Below are 17,949 nucleotides of genomic sequence, written 5' to 3'. Positions count from 1 at the left end.
TACGTTCTGCGGTATGATGCGTCTAAGATATATCTTTGTCAATCGTCAAACGACGCCTCCGACGAACGACCGACGGGATCGAGGCGGCTATCCGGGGAGCCGCGGCACCCGCGGTGCTCGAAAGGCCACGGCCTGCTCTACGCCACGTCCGCGGCGGGGAAAGCCAGATGCCCGGCCCGCAGCGCGCCAAGCCGGACAAGCCGGCGGGCGGCGAGCGGTCCCAGGCGGCGGTGGCGGTCGTAGGCCAGCCCCGTCGTCGCGGCGGCGACATCCTCGCCGTGGCGCAGGATCAGCAGCGCCTTGAGCAACGACCACGGATGCTCCAGCCCGCCGAGGATCGCCGCGAGGGCCGAGGGGTCAGCGGCATCGAAGGCCGCGATGGCCAGCGGCAACGGCAGACCGGCGGCGCGGGCGAGGCCGGCCAGGACATCCTCGGTGCGGCGGAGCGCGGCCCAGCGCCCGAGCTGGACGGGACCGGGCGGGGCGGCGGCGAAGCGCTGGCGCACGAAGGCGTCGGAGGAGGCGAAGCGCGCGAGCCGGGGCTCGGGGACGGCGCGCCCCAGGATCACGGCGACCGCCTCGATCAGATCCTCGGGGTCCGGATCGTCGTCGCGGTGGAGATCGAAGCGCAATTCGGTCAGCGCCCGCACGCGGGTCAGGTCGAGGAGCGCCGGGCTTTGCTCGGGCGGCAGGTCCGGCCGGAGCGCGAGGCGCAGCGTCACGGCCTCGCTCTCGCGGGCGCAGGCCAGCAGCCCGCCGAGCCCGTCGGGCGAGAAGCGGGCACCGGGATTGTCGAGGAGCCGGGCAGCGACGCGGGCACCGCCGCAGCGCACCAGCGCGTCGGTGACGGCGGGAGCGAGGTCGGCCCGCGCCGCGAGGGCGAGGCGGTGGGCCTCGCCACCCCGCTCCGCCACCTCGGCCAGCACCTCCGGAGGCAGGCTGGTGCAACGGCTCAGCAGCGGCGCGGCGACCGTGGCCGCGTCCCCGGCCAAGGCCCGCGTGGTGCGGGGCGGCCCGAGGCGCAGGTCGGCGAGCCCCTCGGCGAAGGTTTTTCGCGCGTTCGTATCGATCTGGGCGCACAGGCCGTGGAGCAGGGCATCGAAGGCGGGCTTGTCCGCCACGGGCAGCCGCGACCAGCGCTTCGTCAACAGGCCGGCCGATTCCAGCACGAGCTGCGACTGCAGCGCCCGGTCGCCGTCGCGCAGGGCCCGCTCGATTCGGGCGACGAGGGCGTCGAGTTGCGCCCGGGAATGGGGCCGCGCGAGCACCGTCTCAGCCGGCCCGCCGCGCGGCGGGCGCCTCGGCCAGGGCTCCCTCGGCCAAGGATCCCTCGGCCAGGGCCTCCTCGCGCCGCAGGGCGTTGATCAGGTAGGGGTGCCAGAGCCCGAAGCTCTCGTGCACGGCCTTGTCGACATCGAAGAAGCGGAACGGCTTCCTGAGGAAGCCCGAGGCCCCGAAGGTGGCGAGTTGGCGCCGCATGCCCTCCTCCATGGCCGGGCCGGTCATCAGGAGCCGGGCGCCGGGATGGCGGTCGTTGATGCGGCAGGCGACCTCCAGGGCGGGATAGTCGGGCAGGGTCATCTCGATGATGGCGAGGTCGATGCCGCGCCGCTCGGTCACCCGCACCGCCTCGTGCCCGCCGGCCGCCTCCAGGATGTTGAAGGTGAAGTGACTCTGGCCGAGCAGCTTGCGGATCAGCGCGCGGGTGGCGCGACCGGGCTCGACCACGAGCAGATCGAGCCGCCGGGCGATGACGCGGGCGGCCTCGAGCACGCGGGCGATATGGGCGTCGCGCAGCGGCTTCAGGATGACGTCGTAGGCGCCGAGCCGGGTGGCGACCGAGGACCAGCGCGGCGCCAGCATGTCGGTGACGAGGACGATGAGACCCTGCGGGTTTCCGGTGCGGCGCCAGCGGGCGATGTCGGCGCCGTTGGTCTGCGGCAGGCCCACGTCGATGAACAGCACGTCGACCTTGGATTCCGCGAGCAGCCGGTCGAGGGCACCGCCGTCCGCGGCCTCGATCACCACCGCGTCGGGGGCGATGCGCTGCACCGCCTCGACCAGGGCGAGCCGGGTCTCCTCGTCGGGGTCGGCGACCAGGATGGTGGATGCGCTCAAGGACTGGCCCCGTCAGGCCGGGACGGCCGGGCCGGCCTTTCCCGTGGGACCCAGACTAGCGACGGGTTCCTAAAAAACGTTTCTTCCGTAAAGCTCGAACTCGGGGCTCCGCACCGGGGCGGAGCGCCGGACCGCGCGGGCCCCGAGCCTTCGTGATCGGTGCGCGTTCATGAGCGGTCGAGAGCGGTCAGGAGCGGCCGCCGTGGCTGGCCTCTCCGCCCTTCTTCCCAGCCTCGGAGGCCTTCTCGCGGTCGTTGGCGAAGTTGCCGCTGCTCTGCTGCCCTCCCTTGTGGCCGGCTTCCGAGGCTCGCTCCCGGTCCTCGGCGAAGTTGCCCGAACCGCCGCGATGCTCGGACTTTCCTTGATTGCCATTTGATTGAGTCAAGACATCTCTCCTTTTCAGCTTGCCCAAGAACAACCACGGCACACCGGCCGCGTTCCGAACTATTTTGGAAACCTGCACAACATATGCGAAGCAAATTTGATGACCTAAGTTAAATTAAACAAAATCTATACGAACCCATCCCCGTCGACACCGGCTTGCCGGGCGGCGCGAAGCGAAGCGTCGCGGGCCGATCCGGGCCCCGGTTCACGAGAGGCCGGGCGGTCTCGCGAGCCGGAGCCCCTCGCTTTCTCGGCCCGGCTCCGTCCGTCCCGAACGCCGGACACCGGAGCCGGCGTTGCGGGCTCGCGTTGCGCTGCCGCAGGCCCCATATGAGGCCTTCGCTCCCGAGGCGGGCTCGATGGCCCCTCGGCGCCGCGCCCCCGCCACAGGACCCAAGCCGCAGACGGACACGATTGCCCATGAGTGCCGGACACGCCCCTCCCCCCACGGCCGCGCTCGAAGGCGGCGACGACGCCGTGCTGCCCTTCGCCGTCGAGGCGCTCGACCTACGCGGGCGCGCGGTGCGGCTCGGGCCCTCGATCGACACGATCCTGCGCCGCCACGGCTATCCGGATGCGGTCGCCCGGTTGATCGGCGAGGCGGCGGCGCTGACGGCGCTGCTGGGCGCCTCGCTCAAGCTGGAGGGCCGGTTCCAGCTCCAGACCAAGACCGACGGGCCTGTCGGGATGCTGGTGGTCGATTTCGAGGCGCCGGATCGGCTTCGCGCCACCGCCCGGTTCGAGGCCGACGCCGTGGCGGCGCTGGGGGCCAAGGCGCGGGCGCCCGACCTGATGGGCCGCGGGCATCTCGCCATGACGATCGACCAGGGCCCGGCCCAGAGCCGCTACCAGGGCGTCGTGCCCCTCGAAGGCCAGGGCCTGGAGGAGGCCGCTCACCAGTATTTCCGCCAGTCGGAGCAGATTCCGACCCTGGTGCGCCTCGCTGTGGCCGAGCAGATGGAAGGCGGCGAGAGCCGCTGGCGCGCGGGGGGCCTGCTGGTGCAGTTCCTGCCGACCTCCCCCGACCGGCTGCGGCAGGCCGACCTGCCGCCCGGCGACGCGCCGGAGGGCCACGACATCCTCACCGGGCAGCCCGCCGAGGACGATGCCTGGACCGAGGCCCGCAGCCTCGTCGGCACGATCCAGGACCACGAACTGATCGACCCAGGCGTCTCGAGCGAGCGGCTGCTCTACCGGCTTTTCCACGAGCGCGGCGTGCGGGTGTTCGAGCCTCAGGGGCTGGTCGAGCGCTGCCGCTGCTCGCAGGAGCGGGTGATGGGCATGATCCGCTCGTTCTCTCCGCAGGAGCGGCACGACATGGTGGCCGACGACGGCAGCATCGCGATCACCTGCGAGTTCTGCTCGCGCCGCTACGTGCTCGACCCGGCGACGGTGGAGCGGGAGATCGCGGCGGCCTCGTGAGAGCTGCGGGGCGTCGGGGCTGATCGCCACGAAGGCCGCCGGTTCCCCCCTCTTCCCGCACGGGCGGAGAGGGGATGCGCGCCATCCGCCGCGATCGAACGAAAGCCGCGTCAGTCGCCCGATTGCGCCGACCACGTCGCGTGGCGCACCTCGGGCCGTGCTTGCAGCGCGCTCGTCACCGCATCGAGTTCGCTCGCCTGCACGGTCGTCGCGGTCAGCGTGGCGACGACATCGACCGCCTCCTCGCCGCGCTCCTCGACCTCGATGGCGCCGACCGGATAGCCCGCCGCCTCCAGGCGCTCGACCAGGAGGTCGCGGGCGGGGCCGGACTGATCGGGGGCCACCGTCACCTGCACCTCGTAGGTCGCCTCCGTCGCGCTCTCGTCGATCGGGATGCGGTCGATCAGGTTGACGAGCGGGCGCAGCAGCGTATTGCCGGCCAGCACCGCCACCGTGACGAAGCAGGCCTCCAGCGGCAGGTCGGCCCCGGCGAAGGCGCCGACCGCGGCCGAGCACCAGAGCGTGGCGGCGGTGTTGAGGCCGCGCACGTTCATGCCCTCCTTCATGATGACGCCGGCGCCCAGGAAGCCGATGCCGGAGACCACGTAGGCGACGATGCGGGTCGCCCCGTCGCCGCCCGTCAACCGCATGCCGAGATCGACGAAGGCCGAAGCGCCCAAAGCCACCAGCACCGCCGTGCGCAGGCCCGCGGTGCGCTGCCGGTACTGACGCTCGACGCCGATCAGGGTGCCGAGGCCGAAGGCGGTGGCGAGGCTGATCGCCGAGTTGAGGGACTCGGGCGTCGGGAAGGGGAAAGGGCCGGGCATAGGTCGTCCGTCTGCGTGAGGCGCTCCCGCTGACGGACGAGCGTGACGCTTCCGTGACGCTTACGGCGAAGACGCCGTCCCGAAGCCTCGCGCTCTGTTGAATCCATGCGCCCACGGGCAAATCGCCCTACCTCGCCGGCTGCGGCCCGCGCGGGATTGACGGAGCGCGGCGGCAGCGGGCACACCGGATCCAATGTGGGCACCTTAAGAATAAGCCCAAAGAATAAGATCACCCTGAGGAGATGCGCATGAGGCAGGCCGCCCATCCTGCGAACGCCCGGTTGTCGGCTCACGCCGCGCGCGCGGTCGCCTTCGCATGAGCGGTCAGGCCCTCGCCGAAGCGCCCCTCGCCGGAAACGGCGTGCGCGACCGCCTGCTCCAGCTCCGCGACGGTCTCGCCCACGGCCTGATCGGCGCCGACAAGCTGGTCGAGCGCCTGCTGATCGGACTGCTCACCGGCGGCCACCTGCTGATCGAGGGCGCGCCGGGGCTGGCCAAGACCCGCGCGGTCAAGCGCCTGTCGGACGGGCTCGACGGCTCGTTTGCCCGCGTGCAGTGCACGCCCGACCTGATGCCCGCCGATCTCACCGGCACCACCGTCTGGCGCCAGGACCAGGGCGAGTTCGAGTTCCTGCCCGGCCCCCTGTTCCACTCGCTGATCCTCGTGGACGAGGTGAACCGCGCGCCGCCCAAGGTGCAGTCGGCGCTGCTCGAATCTATGGCCGAGGGCCAGATCACGGTGTCGGGGATCACCCACCGCCTGCCCGACCCGTTCATGGTGGTGGCGACCCAGAACCCGATCGAGCATGCCGGCACCTTCCCCCTGCCCGAGGCGCAGCTCGACCGCTTCCTGCTCCACGTCGTCGTCGAGATGCCCGACGAAGCGAGCGAGCGCCGCATCCTCGACCTCGTCGAGGGCGAGTTGAACCACCATGCCGAGGCGATGCCGGTGAAGCTCTCGGTGGCGGACGTGATCGCCGCCCGCGAGGCCGCGCTCGCCACCTACGTCTCGCCCGCGCTGAAGGACTATCTCGTGCGGCTGGTGGCCGGCACCCGCACCGACGCGGTGGCGCCGGAGCTGCGCGCGGCGATCGAGCATCCGGCCTCGCCCCGCGGCACGCTCGCCCTGATGGTCGCCGGCAAGGCCCGCGCCTATCTCCACGGCCGCGACCACGTCATCCCGGAGGACATTTCGGAACTGGCCGCCGACGCGCTCTCGCACCGTATCGGCCTGACCTGGCGCGCGGCCGCCGAAGGGCGCACCACGCGGGGCATCGTCGCGGGGCTGGTCGAGCGGACGCGGGCGCTCTGACATGGCGGGCTCCGCCGCCGCGACCGACCCTCTGGAGACGCCCGGCATCCACCTCTCGGGGGCCGGGCTGATGAGCCTGCGCCACCTCGCCCGGCGCGGCGTCTCGCCCTCGACCAAGACCATCGCCGGACTGCCCGGCGGCATCGTCACGCGCAAGCGCGGACGCGGCTCGGAGCCCGACGACGTGCGGTTGTGGTCGGAGGGCGACGACCGCCGCTTCATCGACCGCAACGCCACCGCCCGCACCGGCGAGCTGCACGTGCGCACCCACCACGACGAGCGCGACCGCGCCGTGGTGTTGCTGGCCGATTTCCGGCCCTCCATGCTGTTCGGCACCCGCCGGGCGCTCCGCTCTGTCGCCGGGGCGGAGGCCCTGGCGCTGCTCGGCTGGCGCATCGTCGGCGATGGCGGGCGCATCGGCTTGATCGTGGCGTCGGCAGGCGAACCCGCCGTGGTGCGGCCGACGGGCGGCGAGCGGGCGATGACGGCGGTGACCGGCGCGCTCGCCCACGCGCACGCGGCGGCGCTGACGAGCACGGCCAAGGACGACCCGCCGCTGACCGACACCCTCGCGCTGGTGCGCTCGCTGCTGCCGTCCGGCGGCCATCTCGTCATCGCCACCGCCCTCGATGCGCCGGGGCCGGAGCTGGAAAGCCTGCTGACGGCCCTCGCCGAGCGCCTCTCGATCCGCCTGCTCCTCGTCAGCGACGCCTTCGAGCGCACCCGCCCGCCGGGCTTCTACCCCTACGCCCGCCCGGACGGCCGCCGCGGCACGATCGAGGCCGGGCGGACCGCCCGGCCGACCGTCGACACCGAGGAACGGCTGGCCCGGCTCCACGCCTGCGGCGTCGAAGGTCTGCGCATCGATGTCGAGGCAGGGCCGGAGAGCTACGCCCCACTGATGGAGCGGCTCGATGCGGTGCTGTGAAGGGCGCAACCGCGTAACCCTCCCCCCTCCGCGGGGGAGGGTGCCCGCGGAGCGGGCGGGAGAGGGGAACCACGGTTCCGCTTGGCCGCGTTCGATGGCGAATTCTCCGGAAGCGTCGCTCCCCTCACCCGACCCTCGCTTACGCGAGGCCCACCCTCTCCCGCGGAGGGGAGAGGGGAATGCGGTGGCGGCGTCGCGACCATGAACGACGCCCATCCCCCCGCCGACCTCTCCACCCTCCGCCCCCTCCACCTCCCCACCGGCGGCGGCGGGGCGGTGCAGCCCGAGGTCGTGGCCGCCATCGCGATCGGCTTCGGCCTCGCGTTGCTGGTCGGTCTCATCCGCATCGTCCGGGCGCGGCGCGGCACCTCGGTGCGCCGCGCCGCCCTGAGGGAACTCGCACTCGCCAAAAACCTCCCGCCCGAGCCCCGCCGGGTGGCGCAGGCGCGGTTGCTGCGGCGGCTGGTGCGCACCCTCAAGGGCGAGGAGGCCGCCCGCGCCCGCGGCCCGGCCTGGGCCGAGACGCTCGACACCACCTTCGCCACCGATTTCTTTCGAAGCGGCCCCGGGCAGGCCTTCGCGGACGGCCTCTACCGGCGCCCCGGCTCGACCGACTCGGACACCATCGATGCCGAGCTGGCCCGGCTCCTCTCGCGGATCAGGGCCTGACCCGATGCCCGTCTGGCTCTCCGCCCTCGTCTCGGCCTTCGACTTCGCCGCGCCGCTGGCGCTGCTGCTGCTGCCCCTGCCGCTCGCCGCCCGGCTGATCCCGCCGGAATCGGAAGGCGGTAGCGGGGCGCTGCGGGTGCCGGCCTCGCTCGTCGGCGACATCGAGAGCGCCGGCTCCATCGCCGCCCGCGGCAAACGCCGCCTCTGGCTCGTCGGCACGCTCTGGGTCGCGCTGGTGGTGGCGCTCGCCGGCCCCCGCCTCGTCCTGCCGGCGACCGCCCTCCCCGCCTCGGGCCGGGAGATCGTTCTGGCGCTCGACCTCTCGGGCAGCATGGAGCGCCGCGACTTTTCCCTCGACGGCGAGACCGTGAGCCGGCTCGCCGCGGTCAAGCGCGTCGGCGCCGACTTCATCCGCCGCCGGGCGGGCGACCGCATCGGCCTCGTCGAGTTCGCCGATCAGGCCTTCGTTGCCGCCGCCCCGACCTTCGACACCGCCAGCGTCGCCCGGACGCTCGAGGAGGCCACCATCGGCCTCGTCGGCCGCTCCACCGGCATCGGCGACGGGCTCGGCCTCGCCCTCAAGCGCCTTGCGCCGGCCCAGGTGGCGAACGCCGAGGGCGGCGGCCCGCCGCCGTCGCGCGACAAGGTCGTGGTGCTCCTCTCGGACGGCGCCAACAATGCCGGCCAGACCGCGCCGAAGGATGTGGCGGAACTCGCCAAAAGCCTCGGCGTGCGGATCTACACCATCGCGCTCGGGCCGACCGACATGGCCGACAACCCCAACAACGAGCAGGACGTGGTCGATGTCGAGACCCTGCGGGCGATGGCCGAGGCGAGCGGCGGTCGCGCCTTCCGGGTGAAGACCACCGACGACCTCGAGAACGTCGCCGACGCCATCGACACGCTGGAGGGCGGGCGCGCCCAGGCGCCGCCGCTGCCGCTGCGGCGCGACCTCTGGCCCTGGCCCGCGGCGCTCGCCTTCCTGTGCGCCTGCGCGCTGCTGGCGACGAGGCGCCGCCTATGATCGAGAGCCTGACCCTGCTGCGCCCGCTCTGGTTCCTGGCGCTTCCCCTCGTCGCGGCGTTGGCCCTGCGGGCGGCTTGGCGCTCGGCGCCCCTCGGCGACTGGGCCAAGGCGGTCGATCCGGCCCTGATGGCGCTTCATGCCCGCCGCGGCGCGGTGCTGGGCGGGCGGCGACAGGCCAACCTCGCCGCGGCGCTCGCGGCCGGCATCCTGGCGCTGGCGCTGACCGGCCCGGCGGTCGAGCGGCCCGAGGCCGCGACCTTCCGCAACCTCGACGCCACGGTGATCGTGCTCGACCTCTCCCGCTCGGTCACCGACGGGGGGCGCTTCAAGGAGGCGCGGCAGGCCGCCGAACAGGTGGCGGAGGCCGCCGGCACCCGCTCGGTGGCGCTCGTGGTCTATGCGGGCGACGCCTACACCGCCGTCTCGCCGACCACCGACCGCGAGGCCATCGGCACCACCCTGTTCGCACTGGACGCCGACACCGTGCCGGATCGCGGCAGCCATCCCGAGCGCGGCCTCGCGCTGGCCCGCCGCATCCTGGCCGAGGCCAACGTCGTCGCTGCCGACGTGGTGCTGATCACCGACGGCGACGGCATCGGCCAGGCCGCCGAACGCGAGGCGGCGGCGATCAAGGACAAGGGCTGGCAGCTCCACGGCCTGTTCGTGCCCGCCGCCAAGGCCCTCCCCCCCGGCGCCCCGGCGACCGACCGCACCGCCCTCGACCGGCTCGGGGCCGCGGGCGGGGGCAAGGTCGCCGACATCGACGGCCCCCAGGCCGTGCTCGACCGGGTCGGCGCCTCGACGGCGCAGCACCTCGCCGCGGGCGGCTACGGCGTGCTCGCCTTCGCCGATCTGGGCCGCTGGCTGCTGCTGCTGGCCCTGCTGCCGGTCCTCCTCCTGTTCCGCCGGAGCGCGTGATGACGGCGCCGCTCGATCCCCGCACCCTTCTGGGTGCCAGCACGCTCCGGAACGCGCGCCCCCTCGGCCGGCTCGCTCCCGGCGCCTTCCCCCGCCACTGGCGCAGGGCCGCCCGCCTGGGCGGACTGGCGCTGGCGGGTCTCGGCATCCTCGGTCTGCTGCTGATCTCCGAGCCGCGCGCCACCCTCGGCCGCGCACTGCTGGCGGCGGGCCTGCCCAGCGCCGCCCTCTCGGTGTTCGATCAGCCGGTCTGGCGCGCCGCCGCCCTCTACGAGGCCGAACGCTACGGGGAGGCGATCGCGATCTACCGGACGCAGGGCAAGCGCGGCGCCTACAATCTCGGCAACGCGCTGGCCCGCTCCGGCGACCTCAAGGGCGCGCTCGAGGCCTACGACGACGCGCTCGCCTACAACCCGCGCGACGCCGACGCCCAGGCCAACCGCTCGCTGGTCGCCAAGGCGCTGGAGGAGGAGCTGGACCGCGGCAAGGGCGGCGGCATCGCCAACGCCTCGGCCCAGTACGGCGCCCGCTACGGCAAGACCGCCAACCAGGACCAGAACGACGACATCAAGGCCACCGCCAGCGGCGAGGGGCTGGCCGGCAACAAGGAGGCCGGCTCCTCCGCCTCGCTCCCCGGCACCAGCCCGGTGGCGCGGCGCGGCAAGTCCGAGCAGCAGGCGATGGATTCCGGCAAGGGCCAGGCCCGCGGCTCGGCCAGCGACGCCGCCGGGCGCGGGCGCCAGGGCGCCGGCTCGGCCATGGTCGCCGCCGCGCCCGAGAAGGAGGTGCGCCGGGTGACCAAGAGCTTCGAGGCGCACGAGATCCACCCCGACCGGCTCTGGCTCCAGACCCTGCCGGACGAGCCCGGCCGCTTCCTGAAGCTGCGGCTCAAGGCCGAGCAGGCCCGCCGCATCGAGGCCGGCACCGCGATCCCGGGAGGCAGCAACCCGTGGTGATTCTTTTGGGATTTTTTTTCAGGCGCGCCTCAGGAGACCGTCCCCGCAGAGGGGGCAGGGAATGGGCGGCGGCGCTTCTGCTGACCGTCCTCTGCCTGATCTCCCCCGCCCGCGCCATCGAGCCCGGCGACCTCACCTTCACGGTCACCCCGGAACTCCCCGCGGGCGGGTCGGCCTATGCCCGCGAGATGGTGCTGCTGCGCCTGCGCGGGGTCTACCGCACCCAGATCCTGCTCGAAGAGGTGCGCCAGCCCGCGCTCGTGAACTTCTCCTGGACGCAGCTCGGCCGCGACCATTGGGGCCGCACCCGGATGCCCGACGGGCAGATGGCGCTGGAATTCGAGCGCACCATCGCGGTGTTTCCGCAGCACACCGGCACCTTCACCATCGACCCGTTCGTCCACCGCCTGACCATCAACGACAACGGCGAGCGCAAGCAGATCGACGTGCGCTCCGAGGCCGTGCCGTTTCCGGTCGCGACCTGGACCGGCGAGACCGGCGGGCCGGACGTGGCCGAGCCCTGGTGGCTGCCCGCCCGCGACGTGGCGATCACCGACCACTGGGACCCCGACCCCGAGACGATCAAGATGGGCGAGACCGCCCGGCGCATCGTCGTGCTGGAGGCTCAGGGCATGCTGGCCGAGGGCCTGCCGCCGCGCCCCGTCATGCGCACCCGCGGCATCGTCACCTTCGCCGGTCCGGTGAAGCGCGAGACCCTGATCACCCCCTCGGGGCCCGTGGCCCGGGCGACCTACCAATGGGACGTGAAGCCCGGCGTGCGCGAGGTGATCCCGCTCGACGCCATCAAGATCCCCTGGTTCGACACCGTGTCCCGCACCATGCGCGAGGCCGAGATTCCGGCCCGTCAGATCGGCGGCGGCCTGCCCGATCGCGAGGGAGACCTGAAGCCGCCGGCACCTGCGGGCTGGCCGGTGCTGGCGGCGGCGGCTCTGGCCGCCTTCGGCCTCGGGCTCGCGCTTCTCGGATACGGCACCGGCCAGGGGCGCCTGCGCCTCGACCGGGGGGAAGCCCGCGCCCTCAAGCGCGCCGCCTCGGCGAACGACCCCCGCGCCTTCCGCGCCGCGTTCGGGCAAGCGACGCGGGCGCATCCCGACCTCGCCGCCCTGTGGCGGGACGACCCGGAGATCGCGGCGCGGCTCGAGACCCTCGATGCCCACCTGTTCGGCGCAGGCCCAACCTCCGCACCCGACCTCACCCGGCTCGCGACCGCACTCACCCGGCCGCGCCGCCCGGTAGCCGGCCCGCTCGCGCCCGAGCCGAAGCTCGCCCCCCTCGACGGTCCGCTCGCGAAGGCGTGAGCGGCCAGCCGGAACGGCCATGTTTCAGCCTCGGTTGGGTCCGGCATGCGTCTCCGTCCGGGAGCCGCCGGCTCCACGGAGACAAGGTTTGAGCGCGCCGATCCCCTACCACCCCTCCGTCGAACAGCCGCGCACCGACGAGGACGACATCCACGCCCAGATGCTGGCGACCTTCGCCAAGATCCAGACCACCACCTTCGCGGATTACGGTCGGGCGGTGCGCGGCGTCCATGCCAAGAGCCACGGCCTGCTAGACGGTCAGATCGAGGTGCTGCCCGGTCTCCCGCCCGAACTGGCGCAGGGTGCCTTCGCTCGAGCCCGCACCTACGACGCGATCCTGCGGTTCTCGACCAACCCCGGCGACATCCTCGACGACAGTGTCTCGACCCCACGCGGCCTCGCGCTCAAACTCGTCGGCGTCGAGGGGGAGCGGCTGCCCGCCGCCGAGGGGACGACGCAGGATTTCGTGATGGCCAACGCCCCGGCCTTCACGGCGCCGGACGACGCGGCCTTCCTCAAGAGCCTCAAGCTGCTCGCCGCCACCACCGACACACCGCAGGTGTTCAAGAAGGCGTTTTCGGCGGTGCTGCGCGGCGTCGAGACCGTGCTGGAGAGCGTCGGCACCAAGAGCCCGACCCTGATCTCGATGGGCGGCCACCCCGAGACCCACATCCTCGGCGAGACCTTCTTCAGTCAGGTGCCGGTGCGCTGGGGCGATTACGTCGCCAAGGTCGCGGTCGCCCCCGTCTCGCCCGAGCTGACGGCGCTGACGGGTGCCAGCCTCAACGTCAACGGCAAGCCGAACGGCCTGCGCGAGGCGGTGACCGCTTTCTTCGCCGAGCACGAGGGCGTGTGGGAGCTGCGGGCGCAGCTGCGCACGAACGACGAGAGCATGCCGGTCGAGGACGCCTCGGTGCCATGGCCGGAGGACGAGAGCCCCTACGTCGCGGTGGCGCGCCTCACGGTGCCACGCCAGGATGCCTGGAGCGAGGAGAAGCAGCACCGCATCGACGACGGCCTTGCCTTCAACCCCTGGCACGGGATCGAGGCCCACCGCCCGCTCGGCGCGATCATGCGGGCGCGGCGGGCCGCCTACCCGGCCTCCGCGGGGTTTCGCGCCGAGCACAATGGCTGCCCGATCCACGAGCCGGGGCGGTAGTTATCGCGGCATCGATTCGGTCAACGCGTCGGCGAGCGCATCGACCTGCGCCTCGGCATGGGCCGCCGAGAAGGCGACCCGCAGGCGGGCGGTGCCCGGCGCCACCGTCGGCGGGCGGATCGCCACGACGAGAAAGCCGCGTTCCTCCAAGGCCTTGGAGAGCGTGAGCGCCGCCTCGGCCGCGCCGACCAGCACCGGCACGACCGGGCTCTGCGCCGGCGGCAATCCGAGCCGGGCGGTGAAGCGGCGGGCGAGCGCCAGCGGCCGGGCGGCGAGCGCCGGCTCGGTCTCGACGATGTCGAGCGCGGCCAAAGCGGCGGCCGCGGAGGCCGGGGGCAGGCCGGTGGTGTAGACGAGGCTGCGGGCGCGGCTCGTCAGGAGGTCGATGACGGGGCGCGAGGCGCAGAGATAGCCGCCGTAGGAGCCGAGCGTCTTCGACAGCGTGCCCATCTCCAGCGGGGCCCGGGCGCCGGGCGCGACCACGCCGAGGCCGTGGGCGTCGTCGACCAGGGTCCAGGCGTCGTAGGCCTCCGCGATCTCCAGGATTTCGGGCAGCGGCGCCCGGTCGCCGTCCATGCTGAAGATGCGCTCGGTGAGGATCAGGGCGCGCCGGGCCGCGCCGCGATCATCACGTAAGTCTGCCCGAAGCTGCTCGATTCGATTGTGCGGAAAGGTGCGAATCTGCGCCCCCGACATCCGCGCGCCCGCGAACAGGCAGGAATGGCCGAGTTCGTCGATCAGGATCAGGTCGCCGGGGCCGACCAAAGCCGGGGTGATGCCGAGATTGGCCAGATAGCCGGAGCCGAACACCAGCGCCGCGTCCTTGCCCTTGTGCCGGGCGAGCCGGGCTTCGAGCGCGGCGAGCGGCGGCGAATGGCCGGTGACGAGTTGCGAGGCCCCGGCCCCGGCGCCGTAACGGGCGAGCGCCTCGGCGGCGGCGGCGATCACCCGCGGATCGTGGGAGAGGCCGAGATAGTCGTTGCAGGAGAACGACACGAGGCTGCGCCCGCCCCGCTCGGCGGAGGCCGCGGGACCGCGCGCGGTCGGCACGAGCCGGCGGCGGAGCGCCGCCGCGTCGAGGCCGGCGAGTTTGTCAGTGGCGAAAGCGTCGAGGCTGTCGGACATGACGCCTCAAGCCGCCGGAGCGCCGGCGATGTCAAGCGCCCCCGGCCGGGACGGGCCGGGGGCGTGAGCGTCAGTCCAGAACCTCGACGATGCGGTGGCTGCCGTCGACCAGCACCGGCTGCCGGTTGACCACGGTGTAGCGGTAGCCCGGCTTCACCCGGTACTCGCTCGGCACGTCGTAATAGGTCACGCCGCTCGCCGGCAGCGTCGAGCCGACCGCGACGCGGCCGTCGTAATCGTAGGAGCGGACGTTGCGCTCGCGCACGTAGGAGCGGAAGCGCGGGCGGTCGTCGACCCCTAGGATGCCCCCGACCGTGCCGGTCGCGGCGCCGACGGCCCCGCCGACCACGCCGCCGACCGGACCCGCCGCGGCCGCACCCGCCTCGGCCCCCTCGGCCGCACCGCGGATCGTGCCCTGGGCCTGTGCGGCCGCCGGCAGCGCCAGCAGCGAGGCGGTGACTGTTGCGAGCCAGAACTTGTTCGTCATCGCTCTCTCCTCTGTCGGGATGCGGGACCGGGTTCAGCAGCCTTCCTTGTGAACGGTCTTGGAATTGCCGGCGCCGTCCTCCTTGTGGACGGTCTTGGAGCCGCAATCGACGCTGCCGGTGGTGACCTCGCGGTGCTCGACCACGCCCTCGCGGCGCTCGACCGACACGTCCGGCCGGGTCTCGCTGCGGATCACGGTTTCTTCGGCCCGGGCAGTATTGGCGCCACAGACGAGCGTCAGCAGGCCGGCCGCGGCCATCAAATGATTGCGCATGAGCGTACTCCCGAGATTTGTTATCGATGTGGCGAAGAACTTGCGGCTCCGAAAAACGGTTCCGGGATTTTTCTGCTTGTTTAGCTTGGGAAGGGCTGCATCCAGCGGTCGAAATCTGGACGTTGGACAGCCGATACGATGCGCCGGCGCGGTTCGATACCCGAACCGCCGCGGCACGACCGGCCGATCCGTTCGGCGACCGCCGGGCCGGTGGTCCCGGAGGACGACGAACAAGGGCCGCGCAAGATCTTCTTGAAGGCCGTGTTAAAGCGAAACGGTGTGAGCTACACCCAGCTTGCCGAAAAGCTCGGCGAGCTCAGCGCCGAAGATAGCGAGCAAAATATTGCGAATAAGATAGGCCGCGGCGGATTTACGACCAATTTCTTGCTTCACTGCTTGGCCGCAATTAAATGCATAAATGTCACGCTTGACTTTTATATTATAATCTCTTAGTTATCTACTGGTGTTTACAAGACAGGGAAAGCTTGGCTCTTACGCGATCGCCGCCCTAGCAAGCGGCGTGCTGATTGCTGCCCTTTACTGGGCGCGCTCCTACAGTCCGTTGGCGGCAATATTATTGGCTCTTTCTGTATTTATTGGTTGCTTGTGGGTGCTCATCGAAAAGCAATGACTGCTGCGGCCCTTGGTATTGCCCAGGCACACCAATAACTTGCCATATAGTGTACTCCTTTGGCACCCAAACGCCATTTATATATTCTTCGTTTATCTCAATACGAACCTTCATCTGGATATTGCCCTTCAAAAGGATGGGATGCTTTCCTGAAAAACAGCGTCAAGAAAGTATTCATCTTTTATTGGTGCGCCAAACTCGTGATCACCAAGGCGAAACTTCCAGCGTCTCTTTCGGTCGTGCTGTAAGACCGGGCTAACCAGCACTACATTTTTCGTCTCCTTAACTTTCCTCTTCTTTTCAACAGGCTCAGGGAATCTTTCGGCTCCGCTACGCTTAAGAAACTCAAAACTTGGAACAATGATGCGGGGTTTCACTCCTGGCTCAGTGGTAAGCCCAACGCCTTTTACAGACTGGTCCTTTTCAAGCTCCGAATAAATCGACTTTGCTTGCCTTTCACCTGCCCGAGCATCAATGGCCTGCACAACAGTCCGTGCCACCTCATCTATCTCTGCTTGCGTGAGTTTCTTTGTTTCGTCGACAAAAACCTGTTCCCAAACTTTTCCAAGGCCCTTTTCTATTAGAAAATCGCCGATATGGGAGCCGAGGTAGATCATACACACTATCACAAGAGCATATAGCGTAATCTCTTTCGTACCGCTCGCGGTTCTGAATCTAATTTTCGTATCAAACGAGATACTTCCCTCAGTCGTTCCGATCAACTCTACTTTAACATCGCTGAACGGATCAACGAACGCTGCGATTTCTCTCACGGCCTCCGCAAAAGCAATCGCAGCACGTGAAGCTACCTCTAGATCGGCCTTTTGCCCCTCTTCGAGATCAAGATACAGGCTCAGAGTATCAACGGGCATTGCTCACCCTTAGGTTGGGTGAGTCGTAGCACGCGCTACAGGCCGGTCAAATGCCCTACGCGGCCACTGCCGCTACCTTGGTGCATCTCCTTCATAAGGCCGCGCCTGTCTGCGACCCCGACGCGGGCGGCATCGACTGAGCGTACCAAAACTTTTGAGGCCAGCGCCCCACCGGACGACGAAAATGGGCCGCGCCCATGCCGGGAGCGGCCCTGATCGATGGCGGACAAGAACCCGGCCGCCGGAGCGGCCGGGGGTCGAGGCTTAGCGGAACAGCGAGAGCACGTTCTGGCTGGACGAGTTGGCGATCGAGAGCGCCTGGACGGCGAGCTGCTGCTGCGTCTGGAGCGCCTTCAGCTTGGTCGATTCTTCCTCGATGTCGGCGTCGACCAGGATGCCGATGGTGCGGTCGTTGGCCTTCATCAGGGTGTCGACGAAGGTTTTTTGGCCGTCGATCTGGGTCTTGTTGGCGCCGAGCTTGGTGCCGGCGTCGGTGACCTTGGCGATCGCCTTCTCGACCTGGGTGATGATGGCGCTGAGCGCCGTATCGCCCGCGGTGCCGACGAGGTTCGAGATGTTGACCGTGGCGATCGAGAAGGTGGTGCCGCCATCGACCGTGTCGAGGATGCCCTTGCCGGCGGCGGTGCCGGCCGCCGAGCCCTTGCCGGTGCGGGCGTCGGTCGCCGCCGTGCCCGTGCCGAAGCCGACATCGACCAGGACGTTGGAGCCGCTCGCCGCCAGGTTCTGGATCGTGACCTGGGCGTTGGTGGCCGCGCCGGTCGCCGTGGTCTTGAAGGTCAGGCGGCCCGCGGTGTCGAGGGAGGCGCTCACCTTGCCGGCGAGCGGCGTGGCGGCGGTGTCGGCGGCGATCTGGTTGTTGATCGCGTCGAGGAAGTCCTGCGTCGTCACCTTGGTCAGGTCGGCGGCCGCGGACGCCATCGTGGTCTTGTTGATCAGGATGTCGGCGGTCGAGCCGTCGGCGAGCGAGAGCGTGAAGCTGACCTCGTTGGTGCCGCTGAAGTTCGCCGTGCCGCCGGTGAAGGCGGTCGTGCCGGTGAGCGAGGTCGAGCCGAACACCTGGCCGGAGGTCGCCGGGGTGGTGATGGTGGCCGCGTTCACGTCGTAGAGCTTGATCGCGTTCACGTCGACGCCGATCATCGAGAACGAGACGGTGCCCGACGTCGCCCGCGAGAAACCGGCGACCACGTTCTGGGTCGCCTGGTAGGCGGTGTTGGTGGCCGAGGAATCGACCGAGAGCCAGTTCTGGCCCGAGGAGGTCGAGGAATCTGCGGTCGAGCGCATCTTGTCCTGGATCGCCTTGATCTCGGTCTGGACCTTGGCGCGGTCCACGCCCGGCTGCAGCGCGGTCTGCAGCTTGGCGCGCATGTTCTGCAGGTCGGACAGGACCGAGTTCAGGCCGTTATAGGCGGTGTCGACCGCCGAGGAGCCGAGGCCGAGGGAGTCCTTCACGGCCGACAGCGAGGCGTTGTCGGTGCGCACCGTGGTGGCGATCGACCAGTAGG

Annotated in this window: 19 protein-coding genes; 10 read left to right on the top strand and 9 right to left on the bottom strand. The window is 70.7% G+C overall.

Annotated features, from left to right (window positions below; translation table 11 throughout):
• Window positions 1–137: 137 nt before the first annotated feature.
• The 3 genes from BM140_RS20585 to BM140_RS20575 form a co-directional block, all read right to left on the bottom strand.
• On the bottom strand, window positions 138–1,268 hold the full coding sequence (locus BM140_RS20585) for a DUF2336 domain-containing protein (RefSeq protein ID WP_091950606.1): 1,131 nt from the start codon (window positions 1,266–1,268) through the stop codon (window positions 138–140).
• 4 nt (window positions 1,269–1,272) lie between these two features.
• Entirely contained in the window at window positions 1,273–2,118 is an 846-nt protein-coding gene (locus BM140_RS20580) for a response regulator (RefSeq protein ID WP_091950604.1), read from the bottom strand.
• A 187-nt stretch (window positions 2,119–2,305) separates the two neighbouring features.
• Complete coding sequence (locus tag BM140_RS20575) at window positions 2,306–2,503, bottom strand: con-10 family general stress protein (RefSeq protein ID WP_091950602.1); 198 nt, start codon at window positions 2,501–2,503, stop codon at window positions 2,306–2,308.
• A 419-nt stretch (window positions 2,504–2,922) separates the two neighbouring features.
• Between BM140_RS20575 and BM140_RS20570 the strand changes: the two genes are divergently transcribed.
• Entirely contained in the window at window positions 2,923–3,924 is a 1,002-nt protein-coding gene (locus tag BM140_RS20570) for an Hsp33 family molecular chaperone (RefSeq protein ID WP_091950599.1), read from the top strand.
• A gap of 110 nt (window positions 3,925–4,034) precedes the next feature.
• On the opposite strand, the gene BM140_RS20565 is transcribed toward BM140_RS20570, so the two are convergent.
• Entirely contained in the window at window positions 4,035–4,751 is a 717-nt protein-coding gene (locus BM140_RS20565; protein WP_091950597.1) for an MgtC/SapB family protein, read from the bottom strand.
• Between the two features lie 316 nt (window positions 4,752–5,067).
• On the opposite strand from BM140_RS20565, the gene BM140_RS20560 reads away from it, so the two are divergent.
• From BM140_RS20560 to BM140_RS20520, 8 genes are all read left to right on the top strand, one after another.
• The gene (locus BM140_RS20560; RefSeq protein WP_091950595.1) at window positions 5,068–6,063 is read left to right on the top strand and encodes an AAA family ATPase; all 996 of its coding nucleotides are present in this window, start codon (window positions 5,068–5,070) and stop codon (window positions 6,061–6,063) included.
• A 1-nt stretch (window position 6,064) separates the two neighbouring features.
• Window positions 6,065–6,991 (top strand): DUF58 domain-containing protein, encoded by a 927-nt coding sequence (locus BM140_RS20555; protein WP_091950592.1) that lies wholly within the window; start codon window positions 6,065–6,067, stop codon window positions 6,989–6,991.
• 201 nt (window positions 6,992–7,192) lie between these two features.
• On the top strand, window positions 7,193–7,660 hold the full coding sequence (locus BM140_RS20545; protein ID WP_091950587.1) for a DUF4381 domain-containing protein: 468 nt from the start codon (window positions 7,193–7,195) through the stop codon (window positions 7,658–7,660).
• Window positions 7,661–7,664: 4 nt separating this feature from the next.
• Entirely contained in the window at window positions 7,665–8,684 is a 1,020-nt protein-coding gene (locus BM140_RS20540; protein WP_091950585.1) for a VWA domain-containing protein, read from the top strand.
• Window positions 8,681–9,604: a vWA domain-containing protein gene (locus BM140_RS20535; protein WP_091950583.1), complete on the top strand. Its 924-nt coding sequence runs from the start codon at window positions 8,681–8,683 to the stop codon at window positions 9,602–9,604. Before BM140_RS20540 ends, BM140_RS20535 begins: the two co-directional genes overlap by 4 nt.
• A complete protein-coding gene (locus tag BM140_RS20530; protein ID WP_091950580.1) occupies window positions 9,604–10,560 on the top strand; it encodes a tetratricopeptide repeat protein in 957 nt (318 codons plus the stop codon). The genes BM140_RS20535 and BM140_RS20530 overlap by 1 nt, the downstream gene beginning before the upstream one ends.
• On the top strand, window positions 10,557–11,879 hold the full coding sequence (locus tag BM140_RS20525) for a BatD family protein (RefSeq protein ID WP_425287075.1): 1,323 nt from the start codon (window positions 10,557–10,559) through the stop codon (window positions 11,877–11,879). The genes BM140_RS20530 and BM140_RS20525 overlap by 4 nt, the downstream gene beginning before the upstream one ends.
• 88 nt (window positions 11,880–11,967) lie before the next feature.
• The gene (locus BM140_RS20520) at window positions 11,968–13,038 is read left to right on the top strand and encodes a catalase family protein (protein ID WP_091950578.1); all 1,071 of its coding nucleotides are present in this window, start codon (window positions 11,968–11,970) and stop codon (window positions 13,036–13,038) included.
• Here BM140_RS20520 and BM140_RS20515 read toward each other — a convergent pair whose 3' ends face one another.
• The 3 genes from BM140_RS20515 to BM140_RS20505 all read right to left on the bottom strand — a co-directional run bounded on the left by BM140_RS20515 (window position 13,039) and on the right by BM140_RS20505 (window position 14,923).
• Entirely contained in the window at window positions 13,039–14,163 is a 1,125-nt protein-coding gene (locus tag BM140_RS20515) for an aminotransferase class I/II-fold pyridoxal phosphate-dependent enzyme (RefSeq protein ID WP_091950575.1), read from the bottom strand.
• A 70-nt stretch (window positions 14,164–14,233) separates the two neighbouring features.
• Complete coding sequence (locus BM140_RS20510; RefSeq protein ID WP_091950573.1) at window positions 14,234–14,650, bottom strand: DUF1236 domain-containing protein; 417 nt, start codon at window positions 14,648–14,650, stop codon at window positions 14,234–14,236.
• 33 nt (window positions 14,651–14,683) lie between these two features.
• Window positions 14,684–14,923, bottom strand: coding sequence for a hypothetical protein (locus BM140_RS20505; protein ID WP_091950570.1), 240 nt, complete (start codon window positions 14,921–14,923; stop codon window positions 14,684–14,686).
• Window positions 14,924–15,061: 138 nt separating this feature from the next.
• On the opposite strand from BM140_RS20505, the gene BM140_RS20500 reads away from it, so the two are divergent.
• Window positions 15,062–15,376, top strand: a complete 315-nt coding sequence (locus tag BM140_RS20500) for a DUF6471 domain-containing protein (RefSeq protein WP_244535537.1) — start codon at window positions 15,062–15,064, stop codon at window positions 15,374–15,376.
• A gap of 306 nt (window positions 15,377–15,682) precedes the next feature.
• On the opposite strand, the gene BM140_RS25535 is transcribed toward BM140_RS20500, so the two are convergent.
• Entirely contained in the window at window positions 15,683–16,426 is a 744-nt protein-coding gene (locus BM140_RS25535) for a hypothetical protein (RefSeq protein ID WP_131803903.1), read from the bottom strand.
• A 264-nt stretch (window positions 16,427–16,690) separates the two neighbouring features.
• Window positions 16,691–17,949 (bottom strand): flagellin (locus BM140_RS26630; RefSeq protein ID WP_114436011.1); only part of this gene is annotated, 1,259 nt, incomplete at its 5' end.

This window comes from Methylorubrum salsuginis (assembly GCF_900114375.1).
Classification (GTDB): Bacteria; Pseudomonadota; Alphaproteobacteria; order Rhizobiales; family Beijerinckiaceae; genus Methylobacterium; species Methylobacterium salsuginis.
Note: the sequence above shows the minus strand (reverse complement) of the source record. Positions and strands in the feature narration are given on the sequence as shown.